Origin of the sequence: Pollutimonas rozaliensis, assembly GCF_048751585.1 — a bacterium.
Lineage (GTDB): Bacteria > Pseudomonadota > Gammaproteobacteria > Burkholderiales > Burkholderiaceae_B.
Window position 1 is genome coordinate 142638 of the sequence record NZ_JAZHOB010000005.1, and the last position, 17913, is coordinate 160550.

The 17913-nt window shown below is 59.8% G+C and carries 16 protein-coding genes; 8 read left to right on the plus strand and 8 right to left on the minus strand.

The genetic code is table 11. The annotated features are described in order from the left end of the window. Positions 1-10: 10 nt before the first annotated feature. The 4 genes from V0R37_RS10805 to V0R37_RS10820 form a co-directional block, all read right to left on the minus strand. On the minus strand, positions 11-1168 hold the full coding sequence (locus V0R37_RS10805) for a CaiB/BaiF CoA transferase family protein (RefSeq protein ID WP_420374509.1): 1158 nt from the start codon (positions 1166-1168) through the stop codon (positions 11-13). 26 nt (positions 1169-1194) lie between these two features. Continuing rightward, positions 1195-2004, minus strand: a complete 810-nt coding sequence (locus V0R37_RS10810; RefSeq protein ID WP_420374510.1) for a citryl-CoA lyase — start codon at positions 2002-2004, stop codon at positions 1195-1197. A 121-nt stretch (positions 2005-2125) separates the two neighbouring features. Next, the gene (locus V0R37_RS10815) at positions 2126-3190 is read right to left on the minus strand and encodes a maleylacetate reductase (RefSeq protein ID WP_420374511.1); all 1065 of its coding nucleotides are present in this window, start codon (positions 3188-3190) and stop codon (positions 2126-2128) included. A gap of 90 nt (positions 3191-3280) precedes the next feature. Next, positions 3281-4285 (minus strand): Bug family tripartite tricarboxylate transporter substrate binding protein, encoded by a 1005-nt coding sequence (locus tag V0R37_RS10820; RefSeq protein WP_420374512.1) that lies wholly within the window; start codon positions 4283-4285, stop codon positions 3281-3283. 147 nt (positions 4286-4432) lie between these two features. Here V0R37_RS10820 and V0R37_RS10825 point away from each other — a divergent pair, with 147 nt between their 5' ends. Together V0R37_RS10825 and V0R37_RS10830 are read left to right on the plus strand one after the other, a co-directional pair. Beyond that, positions 4433-5341 (plus strand): LysR substrate-binding domain-containing protein, encoded by a 909-nt coding sequence (locus V0R37_RS10825; protein WP_420374717.1) that lies wholly within the window; start codon positions 4433-4435, stop codon positions 5339-5341. Positions 5342-5533: 192 nt separating this feature from the next. Further along, positions 5534-5746: a dodecin gene (locus tag V0R37_RS10830; protein ID WP_420374513.1), complete on the plus strand. Its 213-nt coding sequence runs from the start codon at positions 5534-5536 to the stop codon at positions 5744-5746. 3 nt (positions 5747-5749) lie between these two features. On the opposite strand, the gene V0R37_RS10835 is transcribed toward V0R37_RS10830, so the two are convergent. Beyond that, positions 5750-6847, minus strand: a complete 1098-nt coding sequence (locus V0R37_RS10835) for a hypothetical protein (RefSeq protein ID WP_420374514.1) — start codon at positions 6845-6847, stop codon at positions 5750-5752. A 155-nt stretch (positions 6848-7002) separates the two neighbouring features. On the opposite strand from V0R37_RS10835, the gene V0R37_RS10840 reads away from it, so the two are divergent. From V0R37_RS10840 to amaB, 5 genes are all read left to right on the plus strand, one after another. Further along, positions 7003-7830, plus strand: a complete 828-nt coding sequence (locus tag V0R37_RS10840; protein WP_420374515.1) for an IclR family transcriptional regulator — start codon at positions 7003-7005, stop codon at positions 7828-7830. Between the two features lie 158 nt (positions 7831-7988). Beyond that, positions 7989-9617 (plus strand): AMP-binding protein, encoded by a 1629-nt coding sequence (locus V0R37_RS10845; RefSeq protein ID WP_420374516.1) that lies wholly within the window; start codon positions 7989-7991, stop codon positions 9615-9617. 36 nt (positions 9618-9653) lie between these two features. Beyond that, positions 9654-10643 (plus strand): Bug family tripartite tricarboxylate transporter substrate binding protein, encoded by a 990-nt coding sequence (locus V0R37_RS10850; protein ID WP_420374517.1) that lies wholly within the window; start codon positions 9654-9656, stop codon positions 10641-10643. A 49-nt stretch (positions 10644-10692) separates the two neighbouring features. Then, complete coding sequence (locus V0R37_RS10855) at positions 10693-11478, plus strand: enoyl-CoA hydratase/isomerase family protein (protein ID WP_420374518.1); 786 nt, start codon at positions 10693-10695, stop codon at positions 11476-11478. Positions 11479-11571: 93 nt separating this feature from the next. Next, the gene (amaB, locus tag V0R37_RS10860; RefSeq protein ID WP_420374519.1) at positions 11572-13062 is read left to right on the plus strand and encodes an L-piperidine-6-carboxylate dehydrogenase; all 1491 of its coding nucleotides are present in this window, start codon (positions 11572-11574) and stop codon (positions 13060-13062) included. 55 nt (positions 13063-13117) lie between these two features. Here the strand turns inward: amaB and selD are convergent, their stop codons facing one another. After that, positions 13118-14179, minus strand: a complete 1062-nt coding sequence (gene selD, locus V0R37_RS10865) for a selenide, water dikinase SelD (protein ID WP_420374520.1) — start codon at positions 14177-14179, stop codon at positions 13118-13120. A gap of 141 nt (positions 14180-14320) precedes the next feature. On the opposite strand from selD, the gene V0R37_RS10870 reads away from it, so the two are divergent. Next, positions 14321-15730 carry a GntP family permease gene (locus V0R37_RS10870; protein WP_420374521.1) on the plus strand — a complete coding sequence of 470 codons (1410 nt, stop codon included), beginning with the start codon at positions 14321-14323 and terminating at the stop codon, positions 15728-15730. 58 nt (positions 15731-15788) lie between these two features. Here the strand turns inward: V0R37_RS10870 and V0R37_RS10875 are convergent, their stop codons facing one another. Beyond that, the gene (locus V0R37_RS10875) at positions 15789-16931 is read right to left on the minus strand and encodes a mandelate racemase/muconate lactonizing enzyme family protein (RefSeq protein WP_420374522.1); all 1143 of its coding nucleotides are present in this window, start codon (positions 16929-16931) and stop codon (positions 15789-15791) included. A 19-nt stretch (positions 16932-16950) separates the two neighbouring features. Further along, the gene (locus tag V0R37_RS10880; RefSeq protein WP_420374523.1) at positions 16951-17910 is read right to left on the minus strand and encodes an NAD(P)-dependent oxidoreductase; all 960 of its coding nucleotides are present in this window, start codon (positions 17908-17910) and stop codon (positions 16951-16953) included. Between the last annotated feature and the right edge of the window lie 3 nt (positions 17911-17913).

Genomic DNA, 17913 nt, shown 5'->3' on the forward strand with positions numbered 1-17913 from the left:
GCGGCGCCTGTTATTCGCCATCCCTTGCATTCAGCCGCTCGCGCAACCGGCCCAGCACCTCGTCATTGTGCTCGCCCAATACAGGCGGCGGCACCACTTCGGTACTGCGCTGCCCATCGAACGAGACCGGCGGGCGAACGGTCCGGAATTCGCCCATGGTCTTGTGCCTGGCGGAAACCAGTATCTCCAGATGCTTGGCCTGGGGATCTTCCAGGGCTTCGCTGGTGTCGTACATGGGCGCGTGCGGCACGTCCTCGGCCTCCAGCCGGCGGCACCATTCGGCGCGCGTGCGCTTGGCGAATATCGGCCCAAGGATATCGATCAGGACTTCCTGGTTCTGGATACGCCCATTGCGGTCAGAAAATCGGGGATCCTGGAACAAGGTGGACTGCTCCATGGCATTGGCCAGGCCCTGCCAGAACTTTTCCGGCGAGGACATATGCAGCGCCAGCCATTTGCCATCCGCGCATTTCATGACATAAGACTGGGAAACGCTGGGCCGGCTGTAGGGGCCCATGATTTCACCGGCCGAATAATAATGCGTGAATGCATCCAGGTTGAAGTGGCTCATGGCTTCCAGCATGGAAACCTCCACCTTGCGGCCAACACCGGTTTGATTGCGCTCGTGCAGCGCGCCCAGCACGCCATAGGCGGCATAGAAGCCGGTAATGGAATCGGCCAGGGCTGGGCCGACAACTCGCGGGTTCTCGGGATTGATCAACAGGCCCAGGAAACCGCTGGCGGCCTGGGCCACCGAGTCGTAAGCGGGCCGGCCCGCGGCCGGTCCCGTCGGCCCGAAGCCGCTGATCGAGCAATAGATCAGGCGCGGATTGATCTTGCGCAAACGCTCTTCGCCAACGTTGAGCCGCTCGGCCGCGCCCGGGCGGAAGTTCTGTATATAGACATCGGCTGTACTGATCAGTTCGTCGAACGCCGCCAGATCGTCGGCGTTCTTGGTGTTCAGCGTGATGCTGCGCTTGTTGCGGTTATAGGTCTGGAAATGAGGGCTGTACAGGCCGCCCTTGAAGGCGCGGAAAGGATCGCCGGCGCCGGGCTGCTCGATCTTGACGACATCGGCGCCAAGGTCGCCCAGCAGCATCCCCGCCGCCGGGCCCGTGATGAAGGTTCCTTGTTCGAGTACCCGTATGCCATTCAGCACTTTGATCATGATAAAGCTCCAGTATGAATCGCAGGCTAGGCGTGATCGGGGGTGAAGCCGTCCGGGGCTTCGCCGTCATAGACGTAATTGCGTGTGGCTTGATACGACAAGGCAAAGCCGATGGGCTTCTGAAGCTCTTCGGTCAGATGGCCGATAAGACCCGCCGTACGCGCAAGAATGGGGACGCCCCTTAAGGCGGTCAATGGAAAGCCCACGCCCAGCAAGACCGCGGGAATCGCAGCCGAGACATTCAGCATCAGGTTCTTGCCCACGATCTCGGGAATCGCTTTTTCGACTGCGTCGGCAATCCGCACATAAGTCATATCGGCGCCGGCCTGCTCGGCAACATTGAACAGCGCCGTTACCCTGGGATCGCGCTCTTTATGCAGCGGATGGCCATAGCCTGGAATGGCGCGCTTGGCCGCGCGATATTCGCCGACAACTTGCCTGGCCGCCGCCACGTAGTCCCTGCCGTCGCCCGCCCGCGTCCGGATTTCATCAAGAAGAATGCCGCAAGTTTCAGACGCGCCAAGGATTACCGAGCCGCAGCCCAGGATGCCGGCAGCCACCGCGCCCTGCAAGGCATCGGGCGCCGCGGCCAGCGTCATGCGGCTGGCTTGCACGCTGGGCACCAGGCCATGCTCGGCAATGGCAACCAATGTGGCGTTCAGCACGATGGTGGCGGCCTTTGTCGGCTCCTGGCCGGTGACCAGCAGGTAAAAATAATCCGTGAAGGACATTTTCCCGATGAGTTCCCGAGCCAGGTCCTTGCCCCGCACCACGATGGTTTCCGAATTGGACGTGCAGATGGCCGAGCGGGGAATGGTTTCTTTACCTATTTTCATATCGTTCCAATAGAGTGTTCGCACCGCGCCGTGCTGTCGCACGATGCAGGCGTGAGGTCTGCAAGAAAAAATCTGGATCGAATTAAATCGATCGTATCAATCGTCAAACATACTGGCCGCATCAGGCCGGCCTGATGCCTTCGAACGCAGCCTGCAACAAGGCGCGTATGCCATCGCGGTCGACGGGCCGGGGATTCCAGTATGGCTTTGACGCCGCCATATCCGCCGCCCGGTCAATATCCGCCGCCCGCATGCCGATATCGCGCAAGGCCAATGGCGCGCCCAGCTCTTGCGCCAAATCGTACAAGGCCATGGCGGCCGGCTGGCCGGGCCGTTCCAGGGCATTGGAAATGCGCTGCATTGCCCGCTCGGCCGAGACGGCGTTATAGGCCATGGCATGCGGAAGCACGATGGAATGCGTCTGCGCATGCGGCAGGTTGAAACTGCCGCCCAGGGTATGGCAGAGCTTGTGATGCAAAGCCATGCCCGTGCTCCCGAGAACGGTGCCGCAAAGCCAGGCTCCATATAGGGATTCGCTTCGGGCGCCTAGCTCGTCCGGCTGCTTCTTCAATTGGCGCAAACCGCTGGCCATGGCCCGGATGCCTTCTTCCGACATCAATGCCAGAACGGGATTGCCGTCCTGGGCATACAGGCCTTCCGCGGCGTGCGCTATGGCATTCATGCCGCTGGCCACTGAAATATCGAAGGGCAGCTTCAAGGTCAGCGTTGGATCGTAAATGACCGTGCGCGGCAATGCCCGACGATCCTTACCGGTTTTCTTTACGCCTCCTTCCGTCACCCCATAGATGGATGTCATTTCGGATCCGGAATACGTCGTCGGTACGGCCAATATGGGCAGCCCGCTTTCCAGGGCCAGCGCCTTGGCCAGGCCTATGGTGGAACCGCCTCCTATCGCCACGATGCAGTCCGCAGCGGTCCGTGCCACGGCCGCCATGGCGCCTTGCACGGCGGCCGTGGGCACATGCATGATGGCCTGGTCGTAAATACCGGCGCCCCGCTCCGCAAGCGCGTCAAGAGCCCGCTGGGCCAGCGTGCGCTGCCGCGGCGTGCAAAGCACAAGCGCTTTCTCAGCGCCAAGCAGGCCAGCCTCGGTGTTCAGCTTGCTCCATACATCCACACCGAATACCACGCGAACCGACTGCGCCGCATATACGAACTCTTGCATCGCTTTACCTTCAAGGCGTCCGTGCCGGCACAAGGACTGATGCGTTCCGCCGTGCCCGCACATTGATTGCCTGCCCTCCGCCGGGCTTGGCTAGTTGACCTTCGCGCCCGACTTCTTGACCAGCGCGGCCCATTTCTGAATTTCGGCGGTCTCGAACTTTGCCAAGTCCTTGGTGGCTTCACCGCCGGGTTCCACGCCCTGGGCCTTCAGCTTTGCGGCCAGTTCGGGATCGGCCAGAGCCACTTCAGCGGCCTTTTTCAATGCGGCCATGACGGGCTCGGGCGTTCCGGCGGGCGCGTACATCATGAACCATGCCACCAGATCGAAATCGCTGTTGGTCTGGTCCGCAACGCTGGGGACATCGGGCGCCGCAATGCTGCGCCGGCTGCTGGAAACGCCAATGGCCCGCAGTTTTCCGGCCTTCACGTGCGGCAGGACCGCCGCCGGATGGTAGAACATGAACTGGACCTCTCCAGACATGACGTCCTGCAGGGCCATGCTGCCTTCCTTGTAGGGAACATGGATCATTTCCCCGCCCAGCCTGTCCTTCAGCAGTTCGCCCGCAAGATGGCCGGACGTGCCGCTACCCGCCGACGAGAATGTGATGCCCGGGGGCTTTGCCGCCGCCGTGCCCAGGTCCTTTACCGAATGGTAGGGGGAATCGCCGCCCACCACCAGTATCGTAGGCGTTTGGCCGACGAAGGCAATGGGTTCGAAGTCCACTTGGGGATCATAGCCGCGCTTGGAGTAAAGCTCTTTATTGATCGCATGCGTACCCACGGTGCCCATGACGATGGTGTAGCCATCGGGCGTGCTGCGCCCTACCTGGGCGGTCCCTATCGTGCCGCCCGCGCCCGCCCGGTTGTCGATGACGATGGACTGGCCCAATTGCTGCGACATTTTTTCGGCGATCAAGCGTGAAATCGTGTCAGTCGTGGTCCCGGGGCCGAATGGCACGACCATGCGCACCGCCTTGGACGGATAGTCCGAAGACTGGGCTGGCGCAGCCATGAAGACAAAGGGCGCCGCGATCAGCGCCGCCATAGCGCGTTGCCATGCACGGCCATGGAGCGCCTTTTCTTTAAACATATTCATTATTGTCCCTTCCTGTATTGAAGACTCCAACTTCATTCTGTAGTTGGTATTTGGGTGAATGCCAATGCAGTCTATACGGCCGCGACAAAACATAGAAATGATTGATTTCGTCGGTTATCATCGATGATATCGATAGTAAAGGGAATCATGGAACTCAGGCACTTGCGGTATTTCATCGCGCTGGCGGGCTCGCTGAATTTCACGCGGGCAGCGGAACGGGTCCATGTGACTCAATCCACCCTGTCGCATCAGATACGCCAACTGGAGGACGAAGTGGGTCAACGCCTGTTCGACCGCCACGGCAAACGGGTCATGCTGACCGAAGCCGGTGAGTCTTTCCTGGCCTATGCGGACCGTGCCCTGGCCGTCATCGATCAGGGCCTGGGCGAACTTAAGCAAACCGTCGCCCCCATTTCGGGCACGGTGCGCATAGGCACCACGCATACGTTCAACCTGGGCTTTCTTCCGGATTGCGTCGCACTGTTTCTGAAGCAAAACCCTACCGTCAAGATCGTGATCGAAGAGCTTTCGGGCGACGCCATCACCGACGGGCTGCAGGCCGAGCAGTTGGATATCGGTATCGGCTATCGGCCTGAAATGCAGAAAGACATACGTTTCGAGCCCCTGTTCAATGAAGAGCTCGCACTGATCGTCGCGCAAACGCACCCGCTGGCCAAGCGCAAGCGAATGCGGATCGCCGAGCTTCATCGCGAATCGCTGGTTCTTTTGCCGCAAAGCTTCTCGACGCGCCGCTTGCTGGACGAGTGCTTCAATGCCGCCGGCGCCGAACCCAATATCATCGCCGAGATGAACACCATTCCGGCTATGCTGGGACTGATGGTGCGCAAACACGTGGGAACCATTGCGGCGCCCAGCGCCATCGCGGAGCACAACAAGCCCCTGCGCGTCATCCCGCTGGAAGGTCCAACCCCCATCCGGACCCATGGCCTGCTGTTCATGGACAAACATCAACAGACGCGGGCCAGCATGGCCTTTACCGCCCTTATCCGCAAGCAGACCAAAGCTGGAAAGCACGGAGCCAGGCCAGCCGCCTAGAATCAACTTGAAGGCAATGCGGGCGTGATGTAAGGCGCAGCCTTGAAAGCATGGCATTCCAAGGCGCCGGCCTTTCCGCAACAGGTTTTATTGAAACATGCCCATACCTGTTGCGCTGCCCTAGTTTGGCGTAGACTGCCATGTACGGACCATCGTTTTTGCACCACGTTTTCCATTCGCAAGGAGGCAACCATGGCGAACGATCATGTCTACAAACAAATCGAGTTGGTGGGCTCATCGACGGTATCGTCGGATGACGCCATTTCGCAGGCCATCGCGCGCGCATCCAGCACGCTCCGGGAACTGGACTGGTTCGAAGTCACCCAGATCAGGGGCCATATCAAGGACGGCAAGATAGCGCACTGGCAGGTTGTATTGAAGATAGGCATGCGGCTTCAGGACTGATCGTCACAAAGCAGCCGGACGCCCTCGCAGCACGATTTGCCCCCATCGAAGCAAACTTGCGGCCGCTGCCATTACCCAGGCCAGCGGCCCCAGCGCGAATCGCAGCAGCAGCATGAAGGGAAGCAATACCAGAGACCAGCCTATGACCTGCACCAGGCCAACAGGCAGGCCCAGCTTCTCGGCGACGCTTCCAAGCATGGAATTGATCACACTGGGGTGCCGGATGGCAATATAGGCCAGCACAGCCGGCGCTCCGTACTTGAGCATTCGCGTGCCGACCGCGCTTGCCCGCCACAAACCGGACCCAAGCGCGGCCGAGCGTTGGGAAAATGTCAGGCTGCGGCCGCCTGCCGCGCCGGCCTTGCCCATGCGCAGCACTTTAAGGGCCCCCACGCCAATCGCCACATCCAGCGCCGCCCATCCCACGTCGCCGGCGACAATCGTTTCATCGCGACGAAACTTGGTCTCCAGCGCTTTCAAGCCGCCCGCGAAAAAGCCATTGATGCCTTCAAGCACACGTTCTGTCTGGACCCAGCCCACGTCCCCGCCAGGGTTCATGACAAACTGGCCCAGGAAGTCATATCCCTCCGCCGTGATGAATTGAACGGCATACCACCCCCGCTCCTCGCTTGATAGAGCCCCAGTGGCGCTTGCTTCAGCAGGCTCGCCAGCCCGCCACAATCCCCGGATGGCATTCAAGGCAGAGCGGGCGGACTCGCTCATGCCGCGCATCAGTTCCAAGGTGAAGACCTCATGCGTCAGAAAGTAATGAATGGGCAGGATTACATCTTCGCCATACTTGCCAAGCACCAGTTGAAAATCCCGGCTATCTCCGTACATCAATAAGATGGACCTGGCCATTTCCGGATAGCGCTGCAAGGCCAGCCTTGCCTTCGTGGCCAACACAGGATCGTCGGCATACACCAGGAACAGCGCCTGGAGCTCGGCCGGCTCGGTAGCGAGCGTCCGGGCGTATTCCGGCATCGCCTGCTCGACCTGCAGATGCAGCAGTTGCGCGTCCAGGGGCTTAGGCTTGTACAAGAAGGCAATCAGGAGTGCCGCAAGCAATGCCAGCAGGCTGGCCGAAATCAAATATCGCATAGGACTTAACCCGGTAGTATGGACGTAGAGGCGTTTGCAAGAATACCAACCACCCCCACTTTACCCCTTGATCCGCCCAGTGCCGGTCCTTTGTCCCGCTCTATTGATATCATCGGTGCAAGTCTTCGCCATCCATGGTTTCATGGGCGATAATTATGCGTATGCCCAACACTGATTCCCCTCTTACTGGTACCGCACTTGCCGGCAAGCGCAACACCAGCGGATCGACGCCTGACGCCCGGCTCTTTGTCAATTCGGTCGAAAAGGCCATCCGTGTGCTTACCGCCTTCGATCCCGTCTCGGGCATGCTGCCCATCACTGAAATCGCGGAACGCACAGGCCTGGGCCGTAGCGCCACCCAGCGATTTGTCTACACATTGCATTGGCTGGGCTACCTGACGCGCGATCCCGTCAGCCGCCGTTACGGCATATCGCCCAAATTCTATGAGTTGGCGCACCACACCCGCAGAACCGACATGCTTGCCGCGCAAAAGCGCCCAGTGCTGATGCAATTGGCGCAAGATACGGGCGAAACCGTTGCCTGGGTCGAACTCGATGGCGACGACATCGTCATTATCGATGGCATTCCATCCGTTCACGCAGCCTCTGTCGAACTGCCTATCGACGCACGCTACCCGGCCCTGACTTCATCTTCCGGCCAAGTCTTGCTGTCGCGCGCGCCGATTGATCAATTGCTGGAAACGCTTGGCCGTCTGCCTCCTGAAGTCAGGCGGCGCTTTGGCGATCGCGATACTGAAGAAATTCTCGCTCTGTTCGCCCGGACCCGACGGCAAGGCTATTCAATGACCGAGAAAAACATGGGCATCGGCACTTTGTCGATCTCGGCGCCTGTCTTTGATAAGGCCGGGCAGATCGTCGCGGCACTGAACCTGTCGACCATCGCCGCCCGACATAATCAAGAAGCGTTGTACAACCACTTATTGCCTCTTTTGATTAAGGCTGCGCAAGCGGCATCGGAATGACGCTTGCTCCGAACTTCTCCCAGCCGGTCCGAGGACCGCTCAAATAAATTGCTATTCAATTTAAATAAGTATAAACCATATTTTTTAATAGATTTTTGTTTGTTTTATTCGAATATGCGCTATATTTTGCTCCATATAAATTGCATAATAATTTTTATATGGATCATATCTACTCGTGTCAAAAGCCAGCCGGCGGGATTTCCGACGAAAACACCCATGTTTCGCTAGAGCCCCTTCCGGCTCATACCCTGGCTAGCCTTTTGACGCAGCGCGCTGCCGAATCTCCGAACACGGTCTATTGCAGCTATCGGGACACCTCTCTGACGCTGCGAGATCTGGAAAAGCGCGTCAACCAGTTCGCCAATCTGCTATGGGCCCGCGGCATCAGGCCCGGAGACAGGGTTGCTCTAATGCTGCCCAGCCACCCCAATCATCTGATCGCATTCTTCGCCCTTGCCAAACTCGGCGCCGTGCGCGTGCCCATCAACATTCATTTATTGGGCGCGCCCTTACAGCACGCCTTTACCCACCTTGATCCCAAGGTGCTGATCGCACATGTGGCCTATCGTGACGTGTTAGCCGATATCAGTGCATCGCTAGACCTGTGTCTCTGGGAAGGAGATCCAGAAGCCGATCCGTTTGAGGACAGCCTGCGAGAATCGACGCAAGTGCCGCATGCCATCTCGCCAGATGCGGATGACATCATCGGCTTAACGCCCAGCTCCGGCACGACGGGCGCACCCAAAGGCGTCCTCAAGTCCGACCGACACTTACGTGCCGGCCCTCATACAGTGTTGCGCCTGACTGGCGCCCAACCCGGAGACGTATTCCTGTTCTGGGAGTCGCTGCATCACGGCTCGGGCGTCGCCGTGGCAATTGCCGCGCTGATGGGAGGCTTTCGGCTTGCGATGATCGAGCGCTTCAGTGCTTCCCGATTCTGGGAAGACGCACGGCGTCTTCAGGCAACACATATACATTACCTGGGCAGTGTGCTGCCCATGCTGTTGAACCAACCGCCATCTCGGCGCGATAAAGATCACAGTGTACGTATCGCGTGGGGAGGAGGGTGCTCGCCCGAGACGTGGAACGCGTTTGCCGAACGGTTCGGTGTCAGTATGCGCCAGGGCTATGGCCTATCCGAGCTTCTGACCTTCGTCACGCTAAACCTTGACGGACCAGCCGGCTCGATCGGCAAGCCCATTGGCTACTACGACCTTAAGTTGGTGGACGATATCGGCACCCCTGTTGCGTCTGGCCAAACCGGAGAAGTCCTCATTCGCAGCCGCGTACCGGGCCTGCAATTTCTAGGCTATTTTCGCTGCCCTGAAAACACCGCCGAAGCGCTCGATGGGCAGTGGCTGCGCACCGGGGACTTGGCCTATGCCGACGCGGATGGCTATTTATTCTATGCAGGCCGAAAGAAGGAAATGCTTCGTCGTCGAGGCATCAATATTTCAGCCTGGGAAGTCGAGCAGGTTTTTCTCCAACATGCCGACATCGAGGAAGCCGCCCTAGTGGGTGTTCCCAGCGAACTTGGCGAAGACGAGCTGAAGCTCTTCGTAAGGCCGCGTGACGGCGCCGTACCGGATCCGCTGGCGCTGATCCAATGGAGCGAAACACGGCTGCCCTACTTTCAAATCCCCCGCTATATCGAATTTATCAACGAGTTTCCTAAAACACCGACGCAACGCATACAGAAAAAGGCGCTGCCACGCGACACTCTGAACGTCTGGGATCTTCACGTCACCAACTACAACATCAGAAGCAAAAAGCAGTCTCCTCATTAGTGGTCACGCCCACAAATAACGATAAAGGAACTACCCATGAAAATGCTGAAACAGATGTCTGCTCTGCCCCTGGCCGCACTGGCAGCCCTAGCTTTCGCAAGCAGCGCCCCGGCACTGGCGGCGTATCCCGATAAGCCCATACGCATGGTCGTCGGCTTCTCGCCGGGCGGCGGTGTCGATGTCGTGGGGCGCATCATGGCCCAAGCCTTGGGGGAGCAGTTGAATACCACCGTGGTCGTGGAGAACAAGTCTGGCTTCTCAGGCAATATTGCCGCTCAGCAAGTCAAGCAGTCTGACCCGGACGGCTACACATTACTGATGGCTCCGACCACCTCGTATGCCCTGGTGCAAACCATGCTGGGCACCAAACAGGTGGGATATGACCTGGTTAAAGATTTCAAATCCGCCGGCACGGTCGGGATTCTGCCACTGGTGGTGATCGTCAATCGTTCCCTGGGTGTCAACACATTGCAGGAGCTGGTTTCGGCGGCCAACGCCAAGGACAAAAAGTTGGCTTATGGTTCGTCAGGAAACGGTTCGACCGAACATATCATTACTGAATTGTTCCTGCAAAAAGCCAAAATGGGCATGCTGCATGTGCCCTACCGCGGCTCCTCGCCCGCCATGGCTGATCTGCTGTCGGGCGAGATCCAGTTGTTCATGGCAACCACACCAACCGCACTGGCGAATCTGGCCTCGGGGCGACTGACTGCCATCGGTATCGCCAGCCCGCAGCGCCTACCCATTTTGGCCGACGTACCCACCTTGGACGAGCAAGGTCTGAAGGACTTCGAAGCCGCTTCAATTTATAGCATATTGCTCCCTTCCGGCACACCAACCGCCGTACTCGAAAAGCTTAATGCCGCCCTGGAAAAGGCCTTTCAGTCTACCGCCCTGCAAGACAAGCTGATGCAGTTGGGCGTCAAGGTACAGCCCGGCACGCTGGAGGAGTCGTCGCGCCAATTGGCGGACGAAGCGGCCAAGTGGCCACGCGCAATAAAAGCCCTGAACCTGTCAAGCAATTGAATCGCATCACCCAATGGGGGTGATGCCCATTAACCGGGAATCCTTAGTTATGCTTATAAGCGACCTTAGCAGCGACACCTTGTCGGTAGTCTGTGCCGAACGTATCGCTACCATCACACTCAAGCGCCCCAAGGTCTTGAATGCGCTGGATCGTCCTCAGCGCCAACGGCTGGACCAGGCGCTGCGGGCGCTGGACGCCCGCGACGACGTGCGCGTCATCATTCTGACAGGCGAAGGCCGTGCCTTCTGTGCAGGCCAGGACCAGAACGAAAGCGCCGGGATGACCGCTGAGGATTCCGCCCGGCGCATCAGCGACTATATGGGGCTCTACCGCAGCATCCGTTCGCTGAACAAACCGCTGATTGCCCGCATCAATGGCTACGCCACAGGATCGGGCCTGCAAATAGCCTTGTTGTGCGATATACGCATTGCATCAGCGAGCGCCAAATTAGGCATGCCGGAACTCAATGTCGGTTCCGCGGCAATTGTCGGCAGCGCCTTGATGCAGCCCATCGTCGGGGAAGCGGTCATGAAAAAACTCGTGCTGACGGCCGACATCATTGATGCACAACATGCGCAGCATTTGGGCATCCTGGATGAAGTTTATCCCGATGAACCTCAAATGGACGCTCGCGTTGCCGCGCTCGCCGCAAAGTTTGCGGACTGGCAGCCCATGGCTATCAGCATTACCAAGAAATGGTGGAAAAAAATGTCCGACGCACAGTTTGAGGCTGCTGCCCGGGAGGCTGCCGAAGGCCATGCCCTGAACTTTGCCTCGGGGGCCTATACCGAAGGCGCTCGCCGCTTTAAAGAACAAAAACAAGGGCGGAAGTAGAAGCGCGTGCGCCGGCATAGCCGGACTACCCCTTGGGAATATCAGAGCAGGCAAAGCGTGGCGTGTACGCGCCATTCATGTAAAGGATAAGTTATGGTCGATAAATTGCTCGCCAGCCTCGGTGTGGAGCGATCCAGCTACACCGAAGGCTCGCACTTCATTCATACTCCTATCGATGGAAGCCGTATCGGCGCGGTCCATCTGGATTCGCCGGCTATCGTTACCGAAAAAATCGAACGGGCGCAACAGGCTTTCGAAACCTGGCGCACGCTGCCTGCCCCACGAAGAGGGGAATTGCTGCGTTTATTCGGAGAAGTTCTTCGTCGCAACAAGCAGGCGTTGGGTGAGCTCGTGTCTTGGGAGGCTGGGAAAATCACCCAGGAAGGCCTAGGCGAAGTGCAGGAGATGATCGACATTTGCGACTTCGCAGTGGGGCTGTCGCGGCAGTTATACGGTTTGACCATTGCATCCGAACGCCCAGGCCACCATATGCGCGAAACCTGGCACCCGCTGGGGGTCGTCGGCGTGATTAGCGCATTTAATTTCCCGGTGGCGGTCTGGGCATGGAATACCACTCTGGCCCTGGTTGCCGGCAACGCAGTGCTCTGGAAACCGTCCGAGAAAACGCCGCTTACCGCCTTGGCCTGCCAAGCGCTGCTGGAGCATGCCATGCGTGAGTTTGGCGATGCCCCTCAATACATCAGCCAGCTAACAGTGGGCGACCGTGCGGCAGGGCAGGCGCTGGTTGACGACCCGCGGGTAGCCTTGATCAGTGCAACCGGCAGTACCCGAATGGGCAGAGAGGTCGGGCCCCGCGTGGCGGCCCGCTTTGGGCGCAGCATTCTTGAACTTGGCGGAAACAATGCCATGATCCTCGCACCGAGCGCGGACCTGGATCTGGCAGTGCGCGCCATTGTGTTTTCGGCAGTGGGCACCGCAGGCCAACGATGCACTACCCTGCGTCGACTTATCGCCCACGAGTCGATTAAAGACGAGATTGTGGCGCGTTTGAAATCAGCCTACGCCAAGGTAAGCATTGGTCATCCTCTCCAAGGAAATCTTGTCGGGCCGTTGATCGATAAAGCCAGTTACGAGGCCATGCGGGAAGCGCTGTCACAGGCACGCCGGGAAGGCGGCAAGGTATATGGCGGCGAGCGTCAATTGCAAAACGACTACCCCGACGCCTTTTACGTCTCGCCGGCTATTGCAGAGATGCCTCGCCAAACCGATGTGGTGCGTCACGAAACCTTTGCACCCATTCTTTACGTGATGGCGTATGGCGACTTCAGCGAAGCAATTCGTCTGAATAATGACGTACCGCAAGGCCTGTCATCTTGCATTTTCACTACCGATGTGCGCGAGGCCGAACTGTTTCAAAGCGCGGCGGGTAGCGACTGCGGCATTGCAAACGTCAATATTGGCACAAGCGGCGCCGAGATTGGCGGAGCGTTCGGCGGCGAAAAAGAAACAGGCGGGGGACGAGAGTCCGGATCGGATGCCTGGAAGGCTTATATGCGCCGTCAAACCAATACCATCAACTATTCTCGTGAGTTGCCCTTGGCGCAAGGCATTACCTTCGATTGAAGCAACGCCTGGCGCGCGCCGGCAATGACGGATCACGCCATACTCACGGAGATGCTTACTCCACCTGTACCGCCGGTCCGCCATCGCGCAATTCTCCGATGACCGCAGCCTGCCCGAAACCCTCGGAATGGAACATGTCCAGGACCTGTTCCGCAACGCCGGGCGAGCAGGAAACCAGCAGGCCGCCCGAAGTCTGGGGATCGCACAGCAGTGCCCGCATGGTGTCGTCCACGTGTCCGGCCAGCGCGATGGAAGCGCCGTAGGATGCCCAATTGCGCCCCGAGGCGCCGGTGACGGCACCCTGTGCGGCCAACTGGCGCACGCCGGGCAGCCAGGGAAGATCCGCATGGCGCAGCCGCGCGGACAGGCCCGAAGCCCGGGCGACTTCCAGCGTGTGGCCCAGCAGGCCGAAACCGGTGACGTCCGTCACGGCGTGTACGCCCTGCAAACCGCCCAGGATCGCGCCCGGCCGATTCAGTTGCGTCGTGCTGTCCACCATGGCGCGGTAACCGTCGGCATTCAGCATGTCTTTTTTCAGGGCCGCCGACAGAATGCCCACGCCCAAGGCCTTACCCAGGATAAGCACATCACCCGCCTTGGCATCGGCGTTGCGCTTTATGTGGTCAGGATGGGCCAGGCCCATGGCCGCCAGGCCGTAGATGGGCTCTATGGAATCGATGGAGTGCCCGCCCGCCACCGGTATGCCCGCCTGGGCGCAGACGGCGGCGCCGCCTTGCAGGATGGCGGCAATATCGGACTTGGGCAGCACATTGATGGGCATGCCGACGATGGCCAGCGCCATGATGGGCGAGCCGCCCATGGCATAGACGTCCGACAACGCGTTGGCGGCGGCGATGCGTCCAAAGTCGTAGGGATCATCGACAATGGGCATGAAGAAGTCGGTGGTGGCGATCAGGGCCTGCTGATCGTTCAGCCGGTACACCGCCGCGTCATCGGACGTTTCGCTGCCCACCATCAGGTTGCCAAAGGGCTGCGCCGCAGGTATGCCGGCCAGCAATTCGGCCAGTACGCCGGGAGCGATCTTGCAACCGCAGCCGCCTCCGTGGGACAGCGAAGTCAGGCGCGGCTTGGGTTGTATGGAAATTGAGTCTTGCATGAATGGCTTCCTTGGAGACCTTTATGATAGCGCGCCCGATCAATTCGGGAACGTCACAAGCGCCTGCTAAACTGTGGCGCTATTCCCATCGCGCACTTCAGGACGTGCGCAACTTATTGTTTCAAAAGGCATATCCAAGGCATGACCAGTACGCTTGCAATCGTTGTTTCACTTCTTCTATTGATGTACCTGGCCTATAGGGGCATTACGGTTTTGCTGCTGGCTCCGCTGATGGCCGCGCTGGCGGTGCTGCTCTCGGGCGATATCTCGTTTTTCCTGCCCATCTACACCGACACCTTCATGAAGGCGCTGAGCGGCTATGTGTTGCAGTTCCTGCCCATCTTCCTGCTTGGCGCGCTGTTTGGGCAACTGATGGCCGACTCCGGCGCCGCGCACACGATCTCGCGCTGGATAGTCGAGCGCCTGGGCCACAAACACGCCATCGTCACCGTCGTCCTGGCATGCAGCGTGCTTACCTACGGCGGCGTTTCCCTGTTCGTGGTGGCCTTCGCCATCTATCCGATTGCGCGCGATCTGTTCCGCACGGCGGATATTCCCAAACGGCTGGTGCCCGCCTCCGTTGCATTGGGATCATTCACCTTCACGATGACGGCATTGCCGGGCACGCCAGCCATACAGAACGCCATCCCTATTCCCTATTACGGGACGAATGTGTTCGCGGCGCCGGGATTGGGCATTATCGGGGCCGCCATCATGCTGGGCGGCGGCCTGTGGTGGCTGCGCTCACGCGAAGCCGCCGCGCGCCTGCGGAGCGAAGGTTACGGACACCACACCGAAGTGGACAGCGCCGCCGATGAAAAAGGCGAGGAAGAGAGCGGCCCGATGTCGCGCATGCCGCTGTTCCTGGCGATATTGCCGCTTTTGCTGGTGGTGGGCATCAACGCCTTGTTTACCTATATCGTATTCCCCAACATGGCTCTGGCCTTCCTGACGGAGCGTTTCCCCAACGTATCGCCTGAGAAAATGACGGGCCTGTGGGCGCTTATCGTCGCCCTGATGGTCGCTTGCGCCACCTTGATCGTGTCGCGGCTGGGCCATTGGCGCGACCTTCGCGAAACCGTCAACAAAGGCGTGTTCGGCTTCATGCTGCCGCTATTCAATACCGCGTCCGAAGTCGGCTATGGCGCCGTCATCGCAAGCCTGGCTGGCTTTGCGATCATCAGGGATGCCGTGCTTAATGTGGCTCCCGGCAATCCGCTTATCTCGGAAGCCGTTGCGATGAACGTGCTTGCCGGTATTACCGGTTCATCGTCCGGCGGCCTGAGCATCGCCCTGCAAACGCTGGGGTCCGACTACCTGCGCATGGCGCAGGAAGCCGGCATCAGCCCCGAACTGCTGCACCGTGTTGCGGTGATGGCGGCCGGCGGGTTCGATACGCTGCCGCATTGCGGCGCCATCATTACCCTGCTGTCCATTTGCAACCTGACCCACCGGCAGTCCTACCTTAATATCGCTGCCGTGACCATGGGCGTACCGCTGGTCGCATTGATCAGTGTCATCACCCTGGGCACAATGTTCGGCAGCTTCTAAGAACGGGGAGCGGGCCCGGCACTTGCCAGGCCAGCCGCCGATCGCCGGTGCCGTTGTTCTAGACGTAGCACGGGCCTTCGATCAAGGGATGGGCCGCCACGAAGGCCTGGTCTATCTTCAGCCCTATTCCTATCCCCTCCAAGGCGCTGACGCACCCGTTTTGGTCCAGCTTGTAGGGCGGCTTGTCCGTCATATCGTCCCGGAAGGGGTTGTAGGCGGTCAGGTCGGCCTCGAAATAACCCGGATTGTCGATGCCGCACAGAAAGCTTATCGACGTGGCCATGTTGACCGCCGTGGCCGATGTGTGGGGGTTGATGCTAAGGCGGCGGGCGCCGGCGATTGCCGCGATCTTCAGCGATTCGGTAATGCCGCCCGTCTTGGAAAGATCGGGCTGGACGAAACCGATGGATTCGGATGCAATCAGCGGATCGAATTCATAGCGCGTGTAGTGATTCTCGCCGGCGGCAAGCGGCGTGCGGCCGAGCTTGGCGGCACGGCGATACAGTCCCAGGTCGTGCGCGGGAAAAGGCTCTTCCAGCCAGCCCACATTCAGCTCATCGTAGGCCGGCAATACGCGGCGCGTATCGTCCAGCGTGTAATTGGTGTTGGCATCCACCAGGATGTCGATCTCCGATCCCAGAGCCGCGCGCACGGCCGAGACCCGAGCGATATCGCGCGCCACCGTGTCGCCCACGCGCAGTTTCACGGCGCGATAGCCCTGCTCGACATAACCCATGGCTTCTTCCGCCAAGGATTCGGGCGCTTGCCAGCCCAGCGAAATACCGCCCGCATAAGCCTTGATGGGTCGGCTCTTGCCGCCCAGCATGCGGTAAAGAGGCATCTTGGCGACTTGGCAGCGAATGTCCCACAAGGCAAGGTCCAGGCCGCTAAGCGCAAGGGCCGCCGCCGCCCCCATGCCATGGCTGCCTATCTGCATCTTGTAGACGCGGGCCCACACGCCGGAAACGTCCAGCGCGTCCATGCCGACCACCAGTTCGCGCAGCGTGGTGTCTATCAAGCGTGCGATGGCGCCAGGGCACCTGCCATGATGGGCCTCGCCCCATCCGATAAGGCCTTCATCGGTTTCGACAGCAACCAGAACCGCGTCGCGCTTGACGCTGCGGCCTATGCCCAAGGTCACCGACTTGTCGGCCGGCACAGGAAAGGAAACGGGAAAAGCTTGTATATGCGCGATTTTCATAATGGCGTACCTGTGCGGATTATTCGAATATTTCCGGGTTGACCAGATTGGCGAAGCGCTGTCCCCGCAGCAAGCGCAAAACCTCATCGACCGTGCCCCGGCTCATGTTCGTCATGCTGGATTCGGTAATGCCGGCCACATGAGGCGTCAACAGAAGATTTCCTAGTCCCGGCGGATACAGGCCTTCCGGAATGGGCTGCACATCGTGCACGTCCAGGGCGGCCCCGCCCAGCCGTCCCGCCTGCAAGGCCGCCATCAGGGCGGCGGTATCCACGACAGGTCCACGCGAGACGTTGATCAGCAAGGCGCCGGGCTTCATCAACCCAAGCGTCGGCGCGTCGACCAGCTTGCGCGTCTGGGCCGTAAGGGGACACGCAAGCACGACGATGTCGGCCTTTGAAAACAAGGCCTGCTTGTCGGCAAACTCCACGCCTTTGGGCAGGTTCTCGGGTCGCCGCGACAGCCCGATGACCCGCATGCCCAGGGCGCCGGCCACCTTGGCGAGCGCGCCGCCTATGGTTCCGACCCCGACGATGCCCAATATCTGACCATTCAGTTCCCGCATGCTGTCCGCGCGGGGCCGGTTAACCGGCCAATCGCCCACCGGGTCTCGCAGCGCGAGCGAGCCCATATTGCGCTGCAAATAGAACATGGCGTTGATGCAGTACTCGACCACCGAGGCCGTGTTGGATCCCGGCATGTTCGCCACCGGAATCTTGCGGGCGGTAGCCTGCTCCATCGGTATCATGTCCAGCCCGACCCCATGCCGAACGACCCCTTTCAAGCGCGTCTGATGGTCAAAGATGTCGTCGGGCAATTTTGCCCGCACGACGAGCACATCGGCGTCCGCGACCAGGGCGCGCAAGGTATCCGCGTCGGCGCGAGGCGCCACAATGACCTGCGCATGCGCGGCCAGGCGAATCCGCTCGGCCTCTTGCATGGGATTGGTCAGCAGTACTTTAGGCAATACGGGGCTCATTCG

Coding starts and splice junctions, on each gene's coding strand:
- V0R37_RS10805 (WP_420374509.1), bottom strand. CDS start 1,168: ATGATCAAAGTGCTGAATGGCATACGGGTACTCGAACAAGGAACCTTC.
- V0R37_RS10810 (WP_420374510.1), bottom strand. CDS start 2,004: ATGAAAATAGGTAAAGAAACCATTCCCCGCTCGGCCATCTGCACGTCC.
- V0R37_RS10815 (WP_420374511.1), bottom strand. CDS start 3,190: ATGCAAGAGTTCGTATATGCGGCGCAGTCGGTTCGCGTGGTATTCGGT.
- V0R37_RS10820 (WP_420374512.1), bottom strand. CDS start 4,285: ATGAATATGTTTAAAGAAAAGGCGCTCCATGGCCGTGCATGGCAACGC.
- V0R37_RS10825 (WP_420374717.1), top strand. CDS start 4,433: ATGGAACTCAGGCACTTGCGGTATTTCATCGCGCTGGCGGGCTCGCTG.
- V0R37_RS10830 (WP_420374513.1), top strand. CDS start 5,534: ATGGCGAACGATCATGTCTACAAACAAATCGAGTTGGTGGGCTCATCG.
- V0R37_RS10835 (WP_420374514.1), bottom strand. CDS start 6,847: ATGCGATATTTGATTTCGGCCAGCCTGCTGGCATTGCTTGCGGCACTC.
- V0R37_RS10840 (WP_420374515.1), top strand. CDS start 7,003: ATGCGTATGCCCAACACTGATTCCCCTCTTACTGGTACCGCACTTGCC.
- V0R37_RS10845 (WP_420374516.1), top strand. CDS start 7,989: ATGGATCATATCTACTCGTGTCAAAAGCCAGCCGGCGGGATTTCCGAC.
- V0R37_RS10850 (WP_420374517.1), top strand. CDS start 9,654: ATGAAAATGCTGAAACAGATGTCTGCTCTGCCCCTGGCCGCACTGGCA.
- V0R37_RS10855 (WP_420374518.1), top strand. CDS start 10,693: ATGCTTATAAGCGACCTTAGCAGCGACACCTTGTCGGTAGTCTGTGCC.
- amaB (WP_420374519.1), top strand. CDS start 11,572: ATGGTCGATAAATTGCTCGCCAGCCTCGGTGTGGAGCGATCCAGCTAC.
- selD (WP_420374520.1), bottom strand. CDS start 14,179: ATGCAAGACTCAATTTCCATACAACCCAAGCCGCGCCTGACTTCGCTG.
- V0R37_RS10870 (WP_420374521.1), top strand. CDS start 14,321: ATGACCAGTACGCTTGCAATCGTTGTTTCACTTCTTCTATTGATGTAC.
- V0R37_RS10875 (WP_420374522.1), bottom strand. CDS start 16,931: ATGAAAATCGCGCATATACAAGCTTTTCCCGTTTCCTTTCCTGTGCCG.
- V0R37_RS10880 (WP_420374523.1), bottom strand. CDS start 17,910: ATGAGCCCCGTATTGCCTAAAGTACTGCTGACCAATCCCATGCAAGAG.